The sequence below is a fragment of the Streptomyces stelliscabiei genome, assembly GCF_014873495.1.
Classification (GTDB): Bacteria; Actinomycetota; Actinomycetes; order Streptomycetales; family Streptomycetaceae; genus Streptomyces; species Streptomyces bottropensis.
Genome location: NZ_JADBGF010000002.1, coordinates 1 through 18,672 on the forward strand (window position 1 = coordinate 1; position 18,672 = coordinate 18,672).

At 53.3% G+C, this 18,672-nt stretch carries 11 protein-coding genes; 3 read left to right on the forward strand and 8 right to left on the reverse strand.

All coding sequences use genetic code 11. From position 1 onward, the window contains the following. Positions 1-7,390 precede the first annotated feature (7,390 nt). A complete protein-coding gene (locus H4687_RS45130; protein ID WP_192781850.1) occupies positions 7,391-7,624 on the forward strand; it encodes a hypothetical protein in 234 nt (77 codons plus the stop codon). Between the two features lie 70 nt (positions 7,625-7,694). Here H4687_RS45130 and H4687_RS45135 read toward each other — a convergent pair whose 3' ends face one another. Continuing rightward, the gene (locus H4687_RS45135) at positions 7,695-8,213 is read right to left on the reverse strand and encodes a DUF4760 domain-containing protein (RefSeq protein ID WP_159026171.1); all 519 of its coding nucleotides are present in this window, start codon (positions 8,211-8,213) and stop codon (positions 7,695-7,697) included. A gap of 331 nt (positions 8,214-8,544) precedes the next feature. Between H4687_RS45135 and H4687_RS45140 the strand changes: the two genes are divergently transcribed. Next, positions 8,545-9,204 carry a hypothetical protein gene (locus H4687_RS45140; protein ID WP_159026172.1) on the forward strand — a complete coding sequence of 220 codons (660 nt, stop codon included), beginning with the start codon at positions 8,545-8,547 and terminating at the stop codon, positions 9,202-9,204. A 141-nt stretch (positions 9,205-9,345) separates the two neighbouring features. Here the strand turns inward: H4687_RS45140 and H4687_RS47225 are convergent, their stop codons facing one another. The 7 genes from H4687_RS47225 to H4687_RS45175 form a co-directional block, all read right to left on the reverse strand. Then, positions 9,346-11,019, reverse strand: coding sequence for a competence protein CoiA family protein (locus H4687_RS47225; protein ID WP_225968451.1), 1,674 nt, complete (start codon positions 11,017-11,019; stop codon positions 9,346-9,348). Between the two features lie 208 nt (positions 11,020-11,227). Further along, complete coding sequence (locus tag H4687_RS45150; protein WP_159026173.1) at positions 11,228-11,848, reverse strand: hypothetical protein; 621 nt, start codon at positions 11,846-11,848, stop codon at positions 11,228-11,230. A gap of 378 nt (positions 11,849-12,226) precedes the next feature. Then, the gene (locus tag H4687_RS45155) at positions 12,227-13,024 is read right to left on the reverse strand and encodes an AbiTii domain-containing protein (protein WP_159026174.1); all 798 of its coding nucleotides are present in this window, start codon (positions 13,022-13,024) and stop codon (positions 12,227-12,229) included. After that, positions 13,021-13,851, reverse strand: a complete 831-nt coding sequence (locus H4687_RS45160; protein ID WP_159026175.1) for an AbiTii domain-containing protein — start codon at positions 13,849-13,851, stop codon at positions 13,021-13,023. Before H4687_RS45160 ends, H4687_RS45155 begins: the two co-directional genes overlap by 4 nt. A gap of 199 nt (positions 13,852-14,050) precedes the next feature. Continuing rightward, entirely contained in the window at positions 14,051-14,860 is an 810-nt protein-coding gene (locus H4687_RS45165; RefSeq protein ID WP_050399381.1) for a hypothetical protein, read from the reverse strand. 111 nt (positions 14,861-14,971) lie between these two features. Beyond that, a complete protein-coding gene (locus H4687_RS45170) occupies positions 14,972-16,930 on the reverse strand; it encodes a helicase HerA domain-containing protein (RefSeq protein WP_046916115.1) in 1,959 nt (652 codons plus the stop codon). 256 nt (positions 16,931-17,186) lie between these two features. Further along, positions 17,187-17,357, reverse strand: coding sequence for a hypothetical protein (locus H4687_RS45175; protein ID WP_159026176.1), 171 nt, complete (start codon positions 17,355-17,357; stop codon positions 17,187-17,189). Positions 17,358-17,610: 253 nt separating this feature from the next. Between H4687_RS45175 and H4687_RS45180 the strand changes: the two genes are divergently transcribed. Next, complete coding sequence (locus H4687_RS45180) at positions 17,611-18,669, forward strand: hypothetical protein (RefSeq protein WP_046916096.1); 1,059 nt, start codon at positions 17,611-17,613, stop codon at positions 18,667-18,669. Positions 18,670-18,672 lie beyond the last annotated feature (3 nt).

Here is an 18,672-nt window from a genome sequence, read left to right on the forward strand (position 1 = left end):
GAATAGATAAGGTGAATTGGGGAAATAATAAAAAATAAAGGGTGGGGAATAATGAAAATTAGAAAGATAAAGTAATATGATCATGAGAAGTATAATATAGAATAAAGGTGAAGTATTTGTTAAAAGGGAATATGGATTAGTTATGAGTAGATTAAATGGGTATAGAGGAGAAGTGAGTGGAAAAAAAATGAAAGATAGAATAGAAAGTTATATGTATGAGGATGAGAGGGGTATGAAAATGTATGGGGTATAGAGGAATTGTAGTGGTAGTATAGGAGTAGAGTTAAGAGGATATGAAAAAGATGTAATAAAAGAGAGGTAATGTAGTTGGAATGGAGGATAAAATTAAGAGAGGGGAGGAGTTGGGATGAAAAGTTTGAAAATTTGGGGGGTTGGAAAGAGGAAAGGGGAAAATAAAAATAAGGAATGGAGAGTAGGAGTATAAGGGGGAAAAAGGTGATAAGAAGTAAGAAGAGTGAGGGGAAAAAGGAGGGGATGAGTTAAGTAAGTTTATGAAGGGGTAATGGAGTAAGTATGAGGATTAGGTGGATGAGAAGATAGTGAGGTAAGAATTTGTTTAAGGGAAGGATAAGAATGAGGAGGAGGTTATTGATGATGAAAGGAAGTTAGTTAGGAGGGGAGGAGGTTTATAATAGATGGATTAATAGGTAGGATTTAAAGATATGGTGGAATAATAAAGAAAATGGGGAGAGGAGAGAGGATGAGAAAAAAGGATATTGTAAAGTTTAGTTAGATATAATGTTAAGGAAATAGATGAAGATATGATGAAAAGAGTGGAGTGGTTTAATAATTGGAATAGAAAAAGGTAGGGTATGAGAAAAAGGGTGAAGTGGATTAGATGGTAGTATTAAATAGGAATAAGGGGGAAAAGAGTTAAATAAAGTAGAAAAGAAATATGGTGATAAATAGTGTATGGGAATAGAAGAGTAAGTAGTTATGTGGATGTAATGGAATGGGTAATGAGGTGTGATATAGAAAGTAATAGTAGAGAGAGGAAAGGAAGAGATTGGAGGGATTAATGGAGTAGAAAGGAAGTTAAATAGTTATGAGAGTTTTGGGGATAATGATGGTATACAAGAAAGTATTATAGTTATAGTGTAAAATGTATTATATATGATGATAAGTAGAATTAGAGGAAATGAATAAGATGAGGGGAAAGGGAGATGATAAATGTAATAGTGAGAAAGTTGGGAAATATGATAAGTAATGGTAATAGTAATATGTATAAAAAAGAGATTATATAGATTTTGTTTTGAAAGGGAGATTTAGTAAGTATATTGAATCGGAATAGGTATAAGGGAAAAAAAGAAAGTAAAGGGAGAGAGTAGAGGTAGTATTATATAAGATATGAAAGATAAGAAAGTTAGAATCGAATTAGAAATATAGATATGAGAAGTGTTAAGGGGAATGAATATGAATATAAATTTAAAAAAAATTAAAGTAATAAAAATTAAAAGAGATAGTTTATGAAAAATAATTAAAAGGAAGTAGTTAAAGAAAAAAATCATAATATAAGAAAGACATGAGAAAATGAGAAATAGGAGATAAAAAAGAGTAAAAAATTAAGAAAATAAGAGAATTTAGATAAATATATGATGAAAATAATGAGGAAGACACAGAGACTGAACTAGAAGAACAGGAAGAAAAATAAAGTTGAGTGATTATGAAGGACGTAAGCGTAAAATTTTATGTTAGAGAGTAGAATAGTATTAATAGATATGAGAAAAGGGTATAAGATAATATGAAAATAAAGGATAAAAGAAAGAAAAGTGAATGGAAGTTAAGGGGATGAGGAATGTAGTAGAGGTAATTGGAAATTATAGATTGAGAAAAGGTAGGAAGGTAAGAGATGAGATGGGGGTAGGTGGATGGGGTGGAGGTATATGGGGGAGGAGAATAGGAAGGGTGTAGGAATAGAAGGAGAAGGAGAGATTTAAGGATAAGTGGGTGGAAGGAGAATATATGTGGGTTGGGAGAGATTGATAAAGGGTGGAGGATATGAGGGGAGAGGGAGGGGTAGAGATTTGGGGTGGGTGAAGTAGGTATGGGGAAAAATGAGTAAAGGATAAAGGAGGATATTTGGGGAGAATGGTGAGTTGTTAGGGGGAAAGGTGGAGTATGAGGAAGGAGGTATGAATAATTGTTTTGAGTTATGAGATGAGAATTGTTATTAGAGTTGTAAGTTAGTGGGAATTTTGAATGGGAGCGAGTGTTGGTGGATGACGAGGATGTTATGTGTGGAGTTGGGGAGAGGGTTGAGGGATGAGATAGATTTTTAGTAGTGATTATTTAAGTGATGGTATGAAAGTGGGTAATGAGAAGGGGTAAGGAGAGGAAAGAGAGAGAGGAAGGGGTAGGTAATGGGGGATATATAGAGGGGAGAGTTGGAGAATGGAGAATTGTGGTGAAAATATAATAGTTTATGGAAGGTTAGGGAAATGGGAAAAATGAATATAGAGAATTAATAGAGGTTGTAATGAAGAGTATAAGTAAAAGAATATATGGAAGAGAGGGAGGTAATTTGTGTGGAGGGAGAATATGAAGGAGAAGTAGATGGGGTATGAGAAAAATAGTTAGTGGGGGGATGGTGATGGTGAATTGTTGAAGCTTTAGGGGGTGGAAGAGAAATAATGTAATGGTTTAATGGAGTGGATAGGAGGGCGGAAAAAAATGAGTGAAGGGAAAAGGAAAGTAAAGGAGGGTTGTAGTTAGAGAAGGTAGGAGGGGGGGGAGAGGGGTGGGAAGGAGGGGAAGGAGAGGAATGGTGGAGGATATTAATTACTAAGAAGAGGTGAGAGGAAGGTATGAGGGGGGGGTGAAAGAGGACAGAGGGGATGGAGGGATGGTAAGAAGGTTAGAGATGGTAGGGGTAGGGAAATTAAGTAGTTTGGGAGTAGAAGGGGAGTATATTAAGAAGAGGAGAATGGGGGTAGAGGGTAAGGAGAAGTAAGAGAGGAGAGGGATTGAAAAGGTTTATGTGGAATTGTAGTGATTAAATGAATGAAGTTAAGAGATGTGTTATGAGTGTTAAGAGTAATAAGGGGAAGTTGTAAAAAATTTTTTAAATTTGAAAGAGGAGGTAAGGGGGTAGAGAAGGAAAAATGTGAAAGTAAGTAGAGAATAGGATAAGGAAAATAAGAGAGAAGAAATATTATATATAGAGAGAATGAAATGAATGTGGAAAGTGAGGGAGTGGTGAGGGGGAAGGGGGGTGGGGGGGGGAAGATTTTTAATAAAGGATTAAAGGAAGGGGTGGGGAAGGTGGGGAGTATGAGATACTATATAGAGTATAAGAGTTTAGTTGTAATGTAAAGGGGGGAAGGATGTGTGGCAGGAGTGGTGGCATAGATTTAAATTTTTTGAGTGATAGTGAAGTAGAGAGTGAGTGACATATGCTGTTTGGTTGTAAGTTTGGGTGGGGGGGTATAATAGAGGAAGTGGGAATAAGAAGATGTGATAAGAAGTATGACATGTAATTAGAGTTGTTAGTGGTTAAGGTTAGGAAGATAAGGATGAGGGAATGGGAGAAGTGTAAAATGGATATGGAGGAAAAAATAGGGGGTGAGAAGGGAGGAGAAGGAATATTGTAGAAAATTATAAACAGAAGAAGGGTTTAAATAAAATAATGAGGAAGAGAAGGGAATTATTGAATGGGAGTTTTAGAGGTTACGTAGGAGTAATTAAATATGAGTTTTTGAAATGGAGAATATAATTGAAGAGGTGTGATAAGATAGGGTGGTATATAAATGTAAAGTGAAAATGTAAAAGATGAGTTATGTATCAATAGGTAAAGTATGAGATGATTAGAGGAATTGAAAAAAGTTGGATTGTAGGATGGGGATAAGATAATATAATGAGTGTGATGAGAAAAGAATAGTGAAGGTGAAGAATAAAATAATTAAAGATGTGATGTTATTATAAGGAAAGGAGTAAGGGTAAAAGAATTTAAGGGGAGGGATTGAGAATGAGAGAAATAAATAATAGGAAGGAAAGATTGAATTTTAAGTTAAAGTTTTAAGGAATTAATAAGGGAAGATATGAAAGGGAATGAGAAATTTTGGTGTTGATTTAGGGGAAGAGGATAAGAAATAAGAAATTAATGATGGTAATGAAGTGAAGATGGAGGGGGATAATTTTGTAATAAGATAGGTAATTATAAGGTAGATAAATAGGAGGAGGAATAATGGGGGTATGGGGGGAGAGTAAAGAAGAAGGAGAGTGAAATAATTTATAAAAAAAATATTATGGAATGGATAGGAAGGGGTTAGAAATAAATTAATAAGAGAATAGGAGAGTGATATGAGGAAGAATATAATATTATGGATGATAGGAAGTAATGAGGAATGGAAAGAGGGTTATGTTAGAGAGGAAAAAATGTATTTATAAGGTATTAATTAATAAAAGGAATGAGGATAGATGAGGTAATTAAGTTTTATAAAGTAAGAAGGAAAGGTGACAGAATAATATGAGATGGAAGAGTTGGAATATAAGTTATGAAAGAATCCATCAAGAATGGGAATTTACACAAGAAGGAGGAATGGGTATAAAGAGTAATACAAAGAAAAAATGTTAGAAGATAATATAGAAAGGTATCTGCATTAAGAATTTATACAATTAATAATAGTTTGGATGAGAAATGAATAATTTTATGGGAAAGGAGTCTTTGAGGGGGATACGAATAGTACGAGAGACTTAAAACTAGGAGTCTAAGAGGAACTAGAAGGCTGGGGTAATGGAAATACAAGAGACGGAAGACGAAAAAAGAAAAGAATCAATGATCTGTAAGTATATGTAAAAGTAGGAAGAGGATATATAGGATAAAAGACTATAAGTTAAAGTAGAGGAAGGACTAGAGGGATAAGATACGAGGAAGTTTAAAGGGTTAAGAGAGAGAAATAATCAAGATATATTAGGATGGGGGGGAGAAGAGGAGTAAGGATAGGAGAATTGTAAAATATAGTAATAAGTTAAAGAAAGTAAAGTAAAGTAAAATGGGACAAAGGTACTTTTAAATATATATGGAATGAGAAGATGAAGAAGTTAGGAAGTAAAAAGAAGGGAAAATGGTGTTGAATATATTTAAGAAAAAAAGAAGGTATGAAGAATATAGGAAGTGGATGGGGAGTAATTTGAAGGAAAGAGAAGGAAATAGATGAAGAATGATAAATGGTGATGATGAATAGGGAAGATAGAAAAATATGAGGGAGGAGAATAAAAACTCAAAGTCGTGTGATCGCTCGAAACAACAAATAATAGAAGAAAGTAGTAGAGATTAACAATGTAGGTGGAGGGGTAAAAATTATGATTAAAAAGATTGAGGTAAAGAAGAAATCTAGAAGGAAAGAGAATAAATAGTATATTAGGATATAATAAAGGAATAGAGGAAAAAGAGTGGAAGACAATGATGGTAACTAAACACAGAATAGACTGGAAAAAGAAAAATGGAAGCAGAAGAGGGCGATGGAGGGTAGGAAGATTGTAAGATAGGAATGGAAGAAGATATAGACTGAGTTTATAAGTCAGGTGTAGTGTAGAAAAATTTGAGAAGGGGGAGAAGGAGATGAAGAAGGAATAAATTATAAGATAATAATAGTGAGAGGGAAGAATAGATAGTGAATATTAAATAGCTGTGAGAGAGGGGGGTTAGAAAAATAGGGGAAAGAAAAATAATAAAATAAATGAGTAAAGGGATAATAGAAGTTACAGAGGAGTAAGGAGAAAATGATGTAGTAGAAATGGTGATAAGTTAAAAGTAGGGAGGTAGGAAAATTGAAATAGTTGAGGGGAATAGGAGTGTTAGAGGGGAAGGAATTATGATTGTAAGAAAATGATTAAGAGTATTGAGGAGGGATGGGGAAAAGATAGATGTGAGAGAATTTGAAAAAGGAAATAAAAGGTGGTTTGAAAGTTGGATTTGAGTGGAAAAAGGGATTTGGTGTGAGAGGAGGATTAGAGTGTCGAGATGAGAGAGGTAGGGAGGATTAATGGGAGAAATAAAGTTATATTGAAATAAAGATGTGGTAGGTGATGTAGGAGAGGATAGTATTAAAAATAAAATGAGTGAAGTAAGGTATAAATATTAGAGAAGAATAGGAAGGAATGGGAAGGTAATGAGTAGGGTGATTAGTTATAGGGGAAGAAGGAGATTAGGAGTGAGGTGAATGTTATAAGAAGAAATGAAGAATTAAATAGGTAGGGTAAGAAGTAGAGTAATAGAGTGAAAATGAGGGGGGAAAATGGTAACAAAGAATGATAGTATAGAAGAAAAAAAATGTAATAAAGGAGAGAAGTGGGAAAAATAAAAAAATATGATATGAAAATGAGGGGGGAAATAGAAAGAAAGGGAAATAATTAAAAGTAGGATAAAGTACTAACAAATATTTTTAAAAAACGGGGATATTAGAAACACTAACAGGTGTCTGATAAATGATGTAAAGAAGATCAAAGGATATATGGAAGGGTTGAGATATAAAAATTGTAATGAATAAAGAAAGAATATGAGGGAAAGGAAAAAGAGGATAAGGTAAGAGTATTTAAGAAGTAGAATTCTAAATTAACGAATAAGAAATTGATGAATGTGATAAAATAAAGAAGGAGAAGGTTATAAGGAGAAAAAATAGAAAAGAATAAGGAGTAGGAATTAATGGTGAGTAGGAGTAGTTAAAGATTGTTAGAAAGGAAGGAGATAAGTAAAATGAAATTGGGGAAATGGTATGTAAATAGGGGATGATGAAAGTGAAAGTAAGATATGCGATTAAGGATAAGGAGAGGTAGGGTAATGTTGGTAAGAGAAAGGAGAAGAAAAGAATTTGAAGAAGAGTAATAAAGGAGATAGTTAAGGATGGAAGAAGGGATGAGAATAGTGTACGAAGATTAAGGTAATAAAGAATGAGAAGCAGATTAAGGGAGATAGAAAGAAAAATGGAGAGGTTATAGATATTGAAAGTTAGGAAAAATGATAAAATAAATGAGGAAAATTAGGAGTAAAAAAAAGATGAAATGTAGGGAGCTATAAAATGAGATGGTAGGTTGAGATACTTGAGGGATGAGGATGTACTTAGAGGAAAGGAAAGAGGAGAAAAGAGATTGCAGGAGTTGAAAATAACAGTACTCGAGAAAGATTCATTGGTAAATAATCTAGTAAATTTGGGAAAATATAGAAGAATTATCTCATGATTTGTAGTCGGAATAACTTAAAAGAGTACTTAACTTGATAAAGACGAGGATGAAAATGATTAAGCCGACGGTAAACCTCCACCAAGGAAGCTACGCCTGCCTTAAAATAGCTAGACAAGAACATGATCACAAAAGCAAAGGACAAAATCGATCTAAGTGCACCCGCTGGAAGGACTACTGGGAGGAAGCAGGCGTGTTCACCTTCGCCCGCGAATTCGGCACCGACGGCAACAAGGGCGGCGAATTCGAAGCCCTGCTCACCGAGCTCGATCCCGAGCTGTACGAACAGGCCAAAAAGGAGCACGGCCGCAGCAAGCCCCGCGTCGGTTCCCACTTCGCAGCCCACCACTCCAACCCACCAACCCCGGTCACCGACCTCTACCGACAGATCCGGGAACATCTGGATCCCGGGACTGGCAGAGAGTGACCAGTCGTCTGTCGTGGCAGGAGCCGCAGGCTGGGCAGCGTGAACGCCTGGAGCAGTACCGCGTCGGGCATCATGGGCGCGGAAGGCGCCACAGCTCGGTCCGCGCGCGGGCTTGGTCTGCGGGTATCTCACGGACCAGGTGGTAGAGGTTCTCGAAGTACTCCTGCCAGCGGTTCGGATCCGGCATGGCGTTGCTCGCCCTCTTGGCCCGCTCCGCTTCTACCAGCGGCCGCATCCCTTCCCACACCGAGACCACCGACCCGCCCAGGTACCCGGAGACAGGCTCGATGTCCACCACACCATGCGCGACCAGAGCGCCCAGGTTGTCGTAGAACCAGGCCAGCTCACGCACCAACTCCCGCTCGGCTTCGGGCACCCCGTCCAGTCCTGCCGACAGATCACAGCCCGGCAGCCGCTCATGCACGAACTGCCGCGCCCCGGCCAGACGGGCACTGCGATGCTCACGGAAGAGATCCACCAGCACCGGCAGCGTGTTGGCATGCTGCGCCAACCTCAACTGCCGCAACGACGCCCACCCGGACACCCCCAGCGCCACCACCGACACCATCAACGCCGCAACACCCACCACGCCTCCCGAACACAGACCGCCACACGTCCTCGTCTTCCCCGGCAGGGTCCCGGTCCTGCTGCCAACGGAATACCCGAAGGGCCGCCGCGGGAAGCCCACCGCCGACGAACTCCAGCAACTGGTTACCTCGGTCTGGACCGGGCAGCGTCAAAAAAATTCATAGCGGCTTCACCTAGATATCAATGCAACATGAACAAATAGCTAAGTGGGGGAGATGTCAACCAATAGCACCGACCGGAGAACCAGGATCCGCCTGGCCCGCCAACGCCCTCAACCTATTCGCGTCCGCCAACGAGAGCGACAAGTGGAGGAGAGTCTTCCGGAGAATCGGATGCGCTCCTTCATCAGCTGGTGGCGCAGTGTGGACTGGGGGAAATGGGGAACGATCACAGGAATTTTCGTCGGTGCTGCCGGGCTAATCTTGACCGCATCGGCGACCTACTACGACGCACGAGTCGCCAGTGCAACCCTGGCTCAGTCAAAGGAAGACGCAGAGAGGGAAGAGAAGGTCCAGGCCTCACTGGTCAACTACTGGACTGACCAGAAAGGTTTGATGCACGTCGTAAATCGTTCCGCTGACCCGCTTACAGAGACACTCATCTACATATCTGTAATGCAAGCGGACCTGACACCTAATTATCGAGATCCAAAATGGAAATTTTGGAATCAGTTCGGTCTCTACGCAGTGATTATTGGCACGATCGAGCCCTGTTCACGCATCTCAATCTCCGCGTCGGATGTCACAGAAGGACACGCATCCGACTCGACACCCATCAAGGAACCAGTTAATTCCAGCACATCCATAGGGATGATCAATTTCGTCGACAGAAACGGAGTGACATGGGTACGATCCGGCGGGCAAATCGTCAAGTCAGAGAATACAACTAAAACCTTCTTGAAGATGTCAAAAGAACACGACGCCAAAACAGCCATGCTGAAGAATCGGCGTGCTGTCGAGACCATTAAATCTTGTGCCGAGACAGCGAAATAAATCAGCGTCGAAGGTTCTGCCGCGCAGCCGCCGAAGGATCGGAGGTCCGTTCTCAAGGCAGTGGAGCGGAAACATGGTGTACCGCCCCTCAACTGCCATCACCGCTACACCCATGAGACTGCCCCAGAGAGTCGGCACCGCTCAGCGGGCCGACTCTTCGTGGTTGCGGAATTCCCCCACGGTACGCCGTAGCTCCTGCGCGACCTCGAAACGGTTCAGGCCCTCGGCTCGGGCGTAGCGGGTGACGGCGTCCTGGGCTGTGGCTGCCGCGTCGCACCAGGCCCGGCGCTGTCGAGTGCGTTCGTCGTGGCGGTCGAGCAGTTCCAGTTTCTGGCGTTCGAGGTCGGCGGCCTGTTGCAAGGCAATCAGGGATGCGGGCAGGCCGGTTCGGCTTGTGCTGGCCTCGGGGGCGGCCGCTGGTGTGGCTGCTGAGTCGGGCTCGACCGTTTCGGCAGCCGGTGCGGGCGGCTGGGCGGGAATCAGGGGGTGCGACGTGGGAGCTGGCGTAGCTGGGCCGGGCCGGTGTGTGGGCGGGTTCGTACGCGCAGGGGTTGGTGCGGGGCTTTCTTCGTCGAGCAAGGGGATTGGGCCGTCTGGTCGAGGTTGCGGGACGTTCTGGGCTGTGGAATGTCGGACTGCGCAGGATTCATCGGCGATGTGAGTGTCGAGAGTTGGAGTGGAGGTTCGGGCAGGTGCGGGATCGTCGGCTGTGATTGTCAGCTCCACGCCGTAGACGCCGCGGCGCTCCAGAGGCGCGCCGGGGAACCAGGTGTCGTCGCCGAAGTGGCATTCCGTGTCCGCGTCGTTACCCGAGAAGTGGATCTCTTCTTCTGCGAGCTGCTGTTCCTCGAGGAGGGTGGTTTCCTCGCTCCGGTAGTCGGTCCACCTGGTCCGGTCGTCTGTGGAGACCCACATGTAGGCGCCAGAACGCTGGTCCTTGCGTGATGAAACGAACAAGGGCGCCACGCTGCCGGTGGCCGCGGCGACCAGAGTCTGGCCGACCGTGATGCCTCGTGTGTTGCCCTCATGGCCGGTCCATCCCGTGCCTTCGTCGTCCAGTCGGCGAGGGGTGTCCCACTGAAGGTGCACCTTTCCGCAGCCTGTCTTCAGTCGGCTGTTCGGACAGGGACGCTCAGCACTCGCCGTGCACCGCCATTCGACGAGCGAGCGGAAGCCGCCCACGAGTACGAGGTCGGCCGCGTTGCTGATCTCCCGCCAGGTCACTGGCCTGGTCAGCATCCAGTTCGACCGGTCGATGAGGTGGAACCTGTCATCGTGGGTGATCCAGTTGGCGGCCAGCCCGGCGTCGGCGTGGGCCTTCGAGCGCCGGAACACGGTGCCCGCGCTGGCGTTGTAGTACTGCGCTTCGCATCCCAGGCTCACACCGCCGGCCCCGACGATCGTCACGTCCGGCCGGGACGTCCTGATCTTGGTGGCCTTCTCCACATAGACCTCAAGACCGGCTGCCTGTGCGGTGCGTGCCAGGAAGTCCTTCATGGCCTTGTGCCGGTCGCTCTCCTCCGGCGTCATCTCGTGAACGGTGGGGAGATGGACAGCGCGCAACCGCAGAACACCATCGGGGCCGCGGTGCCTGCGCACATACATGTGAGGGCTCTTGACCCCGCTCAGCTCGGCCTTGCACTGACGTCCCCGGCTGCTCTCCACGCAGACAAGCAGTTCCCGATCCCTCTCGGCCACCGGCCGCAGCAGGCTTTCTTTCAGCCCCGCCACGCCTGGCCAGGTGCCCAGGCCAAGGTCTTCTTTGTCGAGCTCCAGAATCCGCTGAAGGCCGGAATGCCATACACCGTTCGCCACAGATGTCCCCCACCCGGTAGCAATGCGTAAAAGGCGCTGCTTTCAAGGTACGGGTCAGCACTGACAACCAGAACGGGGCGAAAAGACTCAGCAGACGGTCGGCGGTGATAAGGGGCCAGCCCGGTGTCACCGACCGTCAGACGAACCTGCGCCCAAGGTGGGCGGTGACGGACCCCAAGGGACGCCGACGGCAGTCAAATTTGGGGATTTACGCCGGGATCGCCCCTTCGAAGATCGCGGTCACCTGGTCGCTGAAGAACTGGACCCATTCGTCCTGGTCACCCCCGAGCAGAGGGTGGCCTATGAGGGGGACCCCCTGACGACAGAGGTTACGCAAGTCCGCCGCTGTCACGTCCTCCCCGTATTGGAGCCAGTCGTCCACCACTGCCCATCTGGGGTTGTCGAAGACTGACTCGCCCATGTCCTCGTCGTACCAGCGGCCGCTGGGAGTGAGGGCCCATGCGAGGGGCCGGAAATAGACCTCGGAGAAGACGTCGTAATGCTGTCTGGCCTTCAGCACCCTGATTCCGTTGAACATGCTGGCCAGGCGCGTTCCTCTGTAGGGATACAGGGCCATGCGCAGTGTGGCTCCGTCGGGCATGGTGATGTGGTCGCGCCGCTCCCGCAGGTCGTTGGCGAGGCCGGGAAACATCACGCGCAAGTGGGGGGTGGTGGCGAACATGCCGATCAGGATCGACCGTGCGACCCGTCCTGGTGCGAGACGCACGGGCGGAGCCGGGTCGGGCCGGGGAAGGTGGAGGCGCGGAGATGTGCGGGCGTAGGTGTGCAGCGCCGTGGTGAAGTCGCCGTAGGCCGTGTCGTAGTGCAACCCCGCGAGACTGTTGCAGTCGCCGCATAGGCCCCGCAGCCACATTCCCCCAGCGGTCGGCCGGCCGTTGCTGCGTATTTGGTTGTGGACACGAACGGTCGCGCAGGTCACCTTGTCCCGGTTGCCAGCAGTCTGGGGCGGCACATGCGCCCTTGTCATCTCGCGTACCTCGCCACACAGTCCACAGGAACGCGACCCTGGCTTACGCAGGTCAACGCCCAGGGTGCCCGGAGGACGCTTGTCAGCCATCCCAGGAGCGTAACGGGATCAACACGCCCATGCCCTGCCTTTTCTGTGGCGTGTCAGGTCGGAGGGGAGGGGACTCCACGGCCCCCGGAAATTCCGTCCTCATGGCCGTCCGACTCAACAGGCAGGGTGTCAGAGCCACAGGCCCCATGCAGTGATCGCCGTCGCCGCTGCAAAAGCCGTCAGGATGGCCCACAGGAGTGCGGGTCGGTGGAAGATCGTTCGTTGATCCCCTTCGGTGGCGCTCGCGCTCGCTGAGCCGCCCTGGTTGGCGATCGCGACGGGTGCGGTCACGTTGATGGAAGAGTTGTCGCCTGCGGTGATGTTGATGCTGGGAATGTGCTGGAGGGCTTGGTCCACCTGATCCGGTGTGGGGTCTTGCTGGCCGCGTGGCATCGCGGCCTTCAGTTCGGCGACCAGTTGGACGAGGCGTGTGCGGATCTGGTCCAGGACACCTTCCAGGGCCGAGACGTGGACCGACCAGTACAGCCTGGTGATGTGTCTGCCCAGTGATTGGCTCATCAACTGGGCCAGGCCAGCCGCCATGGGAGGGCCGAGGTGTACGGTCCGGTCGCGATGCGAAGCGATCAGAGACTCGATCTGGTGGACTCCGATGCCGAGCCGGAGTTCGTCGCCGAGGTCGTCTTGTGCGAAGTCCGGCAGCTCGAAGTAACTGACCTGGTGGCCGGTGACAATGCCCATTCCGGCGGCGTAGTCCATCATCAGCGGTGCGGGGATCCGTCGGTAGTCGGGGATCGGCACGTCGCTGTTCTCGTAGCCCTGGAGCTCGTGCAGAGCCCACGTGCGCAGTGCTGTGGAATGCGTGTCCCCACCAAGCATGATCACCTCCCGCAGGACCGGGGCGAGCGGGCGATTCTCGTCTCGGAGAGCACGCTGTAGCCGGTCGAGGCGGCTTCGGCGGGGTCTCATCTCATAGCCACGGTGACGATGACGCCAGCCACTGCGGCGACGGCGGCAAGGGCACCCCAGATAACCGTGGTGCGGTGCCACCAGGGCTGCGGAGCTGCAGGCGCGGGTTCGTTGACGTTGGCGCTCGCGGTGGCGCCGCGGTCCGCCTTCGCGTTCGGCGCGACGATGTTGAAGGTGGAGCCGTCGCCTCCTGTGATGTTGAGGGCCTGCTGCGCGGCCGCACTGATCTGGTTGGGGTCGGGGTTCTGCTGGCCTGGCGGCATGGCTGCTCTCACTTCCGCGACGAATCGGGTCAGACGGGTTCTGATGTGATCGAGGACGCCCTCGATGCCTGCGACGGAGACGTCCCAGTGCAAGGACGTGATGTCAGCCTCTTCGTTTCCCAGCTGGTGTTGCTCTTCCGTCATCAGAAGGACATATTCAGCCGAGCCGGGCGGGCATAGGCGCACCACACTGTCGCTGCGGGCCACAATGGCTTCGAGCTCTCGGACTCCCTGCCGGAGCGGTGCGCTCTCCCCGATGCCGCGATCACGAGCGTGCTGGGGCAGCTGACCGGGGCTGACCCGTCGGATCTCGTTCCGAAGGAGGGTGCCCAGCAGGCTGAAGTTCACCGTGATCTCGAGCGCAGCCGGCACCTTCCGGTACGAGGGCAGCTCATCGGCCGTCGCGTACCCCTCCAGTTCTTTGAGTGCCCAGGCCCGCAGTTCCTCATGGTGGGCGTAGCCGCCCAACATCAGGCAGAGCCGAAGCGCGGAGGCAAGCGAGGCGGCGTCGTCCAGGACGGCGCTCTCCAGCCGCTCCAGTCCCTGAACATCGGGTGTTGTCACGGCATCCAGTGTGCCCCGCCCCACTGACAACACAGGCCGACTCCTGTTCCCACCCTCGTACGACGGTCGAGGCCCTGGCCCCCTGACCGACGAATGCCTTCGACCGAGCGTTCCGGCCCGGTGAACAGCTCGACTCCGCACGCCGGGCCCGGGGGAATGTGCCGGCTGATCCCCGGGCCCGTTGGTGTCCGACTCGGAGTCAGATCTCTCCGGCCGCAGTGGCGGTGAGCCAGTCTGCGGCTTCGGCGTCGGTCAGGAGAAGCGCCTGCGTCTGGTGGGGAGTGCCGTCCTGGACAACGTGGACGCGGCCCGGGTGCGCGGTGTGCTTCGGGGCGGGGCCGGCTATCGGGGCGAGCCGCTGCCAGGTGCCCGCGCTGACCCGGGAGAGGACCACAGTGGCGAACTGCTCGCGGGCCGAGGGGGTAAGGCCGCCGCCGGAGGCCCGGCCGTTGTAGAGGACGTGGATGCGGGCCTGGCGCCCCTCGTACAGGACTTCCTCGAGCGCGGTGATGGCCGGGGACTTCTCGGGGTCTCCCTCCTGCCGGAAGGTCTCCCAGTAGCGGGCGAGGTGCCGCAGGGTGTCGTCGGCCCGGTCGAAGACGACCATCAGGCGCGGCACGTCGTCGAGGTCGCCGTCGAGGTTGGTGCGGCGCTTCAGCTCGGTGGCGAGGCCGACCAGGGCGTCGTGGATGCCGGCGACGTTGCCGCGGTGCGTCACTGTCGGCAGTTCCTTCGACCACAGGTGAGAGATCCGCGTGGCATCGAGGAGCAGGGCGTGGGCGCCCTGGTACAGGAACTGGGCGGTGAGGGTACGCAGGATGGTCGTGCTGCCGCCGCCGGTGCCGGTGCAGACCAGGATGTGCGGCGCGTTGTCAACGTCGACGGCGATCGCCGTTCCGTCGGTGCTGATGCCGATCAGTGCGGCAGAGGCCGGCAGCGCCTCCAGCTGCGCACGCAGGCCGGGGTCGGTGAGGCGGAGCACCTTCGGGAGGGCGGTCGTGTTCGTCATGGTGCGGTGTTCCCTTTCTGTGCTGTGCCCGGTGAACCGGTTGTTCTCCAGTGCGGGGGATCGTGTCGGCCAAACCGGACAGGGCCGCTTCGAGTTGACGGCCCAGGGTCGTCAGCCCAGGTCGGTGGTGCCGGAGGCGGCGCGGGGCCGGTTACGTGCCCAGCGCTTGAGGTCGCCGACGCGGTAGAGAAGTTCGGCGCCCCGCTTGCCCGCCGGGTCCGGGAAGGACGGATCGTTGGCGCGGGCGAAGCGCAGCGCGGCGAGGGTGATCTCTGGCAGGTGGTGCTCGTGGGCCTGGCGCAGCCCCACCGCTTGGTCGTCGTCGACCACGGCCGAGTTCGCCAGCGACATCGCCGTAGTGGTGTCGGCTGCGCCGCCGCCCGGGTCGGTGGCCGGGGCCTGGGGCTCGATACTCCAGGCGTCGGCGAGGAAGTCGCGGTCGGCGGCCTGGGTCGGCTCGGGTGCGGCTGGTGCGGTGCTCCAGGCGTCAGTGAGGAGGTCAGCGGACGTGGCGGGCTGTGCGTCGGGCGCGGGCGGCTTCTGCAGCTGCGTCGGGAGGGCCGCGCGCTTCGGATCGGGGGCAGCCTTGCCCGTGGTGGCCCACTCCCGGGCTTCGGCCTCGGTGAAGAACAGCACCTGCGTCTCGCGGGCGGTACCGCCGATGACGACCTGGGCGCGCCCATGGTGCTTGGTGGACTTCGGGGCGGGGTGGACCTCGGGGGCGAGCATGCGCCAGGCGTTCACGCTGTAGCGGGCCAGGATGCGGGTCGCGAACTGCTCGCGGACTTCCGGTCCTCCCAGGGCGCGGGCGGTCGCGGACTGCGCGACCAGGAGCACGTGCATGCGCAGCTGGCGGCCCATGTAGAGGATCTCGTTGAGCGCGTCGACGGCCGGCGAGACCTTCGGGTCGCCGGACTCGCGGATCCTCTCCCAGTAGCGGGCCAGCTGCTTCATCGTGGCGTTGATCTCTTCGAGGAGGATCAGCAGCCGCGGACCGATGGCGTGCGGGTCGGCGTCGATGCCGAGTTCGTCGGCGACCCGGGTACGGCGCCGGCCTTCCATACCGAGCTCGATGAGCTGGTCATGGATGTCGGCGATGTCGGCGCAGTAGGTGACGCCCGGGATGCCGCGCGCCCACGGGTGGGAGATCCGCTTGAAGTCGAGGACGAACACGAGCGAGCCGTGGTGGAGCATCTGGCAGGCGATGCAGCGCAGGGTCACCGACTTGCCGCCGCCGGTGGAGGCGTTGACCAGAATGTGCGGGGAGTCGGCGTCGAGGTCGACGGAGACGATCCGGTTGCTGGACCCGATTCCGATGACCGGTGCGGACTCCTTGGCCCTGGCCACCAGCTCGCGCACCAAGGGGTCCTTGAAGGCGGCCTTCACCGGGGGCTTGCGGGTCTTCTTCACCAGCACGTACGGCTTGCGTCCGGCCGGGTGCCAGGAGAACGTCACGCCCTCCAGGGCGAGTTTCTGGGTGATGAGATCGGCGACCACGTCGCGGGAGAACCGCAGGTGCGTGGGCAGGTCGACGCGTATCTGGGCGTCGTCGTCGGTGAAGTTCTTCGGGATGTGGAGGTAACGGCGCGGTGCGGTCTGCTCCGCGATCCCCAGCGGGATCGTGAGCGCCTCGTGCAGCGGGACGACCCACTCACGCATCAACTCCCGGCGCTCACGGGTCAGAAGCCCGTACGCGACACCGCCGACGGCCATCGCGGAAGCCGCGCCGATCCCGCCCGTCTCCAGCGTGGCCAGGGTGACGTCCCTGTTCCCCCACAGGTCCTGGAAGGTCCGCGCGGTGGCTTCGGGATCCCGGCTGAGCAGATAGCCGCTCTCGACAACCCCGGCCCCCAGCACCAGGCGGAAGGACAGACGCTGCCACCCGGCCCGGTAGGAGCGGCGGGGTACGCGGCCCTCCACCTTCGGCAGGACGCGGGTGGCCGGCCGCCAGAACGTGGCGTCGGTCCGCTTCACGCCGTCCAGGTCCCGCCCGGCCAGCACCCGGCCGATGCCGAACATGAGGGATTCGGCGTTCTCCTCCACCTGCTTGTCGAACTTCGTCTGCGCCATGCCGTCCAACGCCCTTCGTGCCGGGTGTGCGTGGGGCGCAACGGTGCCGCCGGAAGCGGACACCCACGCCGGACGACGACGCTAAAACGGTTCGCCTGTGGATACTTTCCGGCGCTGGAGCAGAGGGCTGTGGATACTTTGAGCATGGGACTGGTGCCCTTGAGGTACTGCCCGCGCGGAACGCGCGGGCGACACCGACTTCGTGATCGTGATGGAAGCGGGGGCGTCCCCTGGTGGGACGCCCCCGGGGGCTCGGTTACGCCACCAACGTGTGAAGGCCGACCACGGTGGCTCCCACCGCACCGAGCGCGGCCGCCGGTCCGGCGAGAGCGAAGACGATCGCTCCCGCTACGACGGCCCCGGTAAAGATGAGCGCCCACCGCTGGGGCAGTCGCTCGGGCTGCTTGTTTGACGTACGGTTGCCCATGTAGGACTCCTTGAGTGCCGAGTTCTTGAGTGGCGCGGCCCCGGATGGACCCCGGGGCCGTTCGCGTTCGCGCGAACGGCGTTGCCGCTGAGCCCCGTTGACGGAAGCTCATGTCTCTATGTTCCGGCTCCCAGTGGAGTCGTCGGCGAAGTCACGAAAACGTCTTGATCCACATTTAAGACATCTAGTTAGTTAGATCAGGGTGTCTTTATGTGGATCAAGACGTTGCCATCAAGACGGGGTAACTAGACGTATGGCAGACACCCAGGAGACGAACCGCCGCCGGCTGCGGCGTCTGGGCGAGATGGACAAGACCAAGGCCGTCGATATGGCGAACCGGGCTCTCAAGGACACGTGGTCGGTCGGCCTCAAGCCGGACAACGTCGTGCTGCGTCTGGAGTTCATACAGCAGAAGCAAGGAGACGCTCCGCTGGTGAACCTGATCAAGTCCCAGGGGATCGCGCTCCGTTTCTACCTGCTGGCCCTCTTCGATGCGCAATGTCGGCTGCCCGTCGATGCCACCTGGACCAACAGCCGCCCGCTCAGGGGGCCAGGCTCGTGGTCGGACTTCATCGCCACTGACGGCGCATACGACACCCGCACCCAGACGTACATGCGTGACACCAAGCAGGGCAGGACCAGAAGCGATCTGCGCCTCCGGCAGATTCAGGGGGCGTTGCGGACCTTGGAAGAACTCGGACCCGAGCGTGCCCTGGTCACCGTGCCCCAGGCGGAGAACGGCGGGCGTCGGCAGTACGTCGGATTCACACTGATGAAGGAGACCGGCCGGGGCAGCTACCAGACGGCCGACACGTACGTCGTGCCCAGGAACGTATGGTCCGTCAAGACCGTCACTGTCCCCGCCACTTTCTTTCTCAACGGGTGGGTCCAGGTCCTTCACCCCACCGAGATCGCCACCTGGCTGATCCTGCGAGCACTGAGTCAGTGGGCCCGCAAAAGTCACACCGAGTTGGGGGTCTACCTGTACGGGAAGGCCCGCGAGGAAGACTTCGGCATGCGCCGGAACCCCTGGGAAGACGCGTGTCAGCGGCTCTTGGACTTCGATCTCATCCGCCACGCCCACGCCGGCGACCTCAACAGCGATCCGACCGGTTTCGGCAACATGATCGTGAACCACATGGCGCGTTGGGAGCGGGACCGGTACGAGCCGTACCGCTGGCAGATTACCGACATGGGTCTGAACGACGACGCGATGAAGATCTGCCTGAGGGAACTCACCCTCCGGCAGAAAAGCGCAGACAGGGCGGCAGAAGCCCGGGCGCGCAAGAAGAGCGAGCCGCCGACGAAGTAGCCG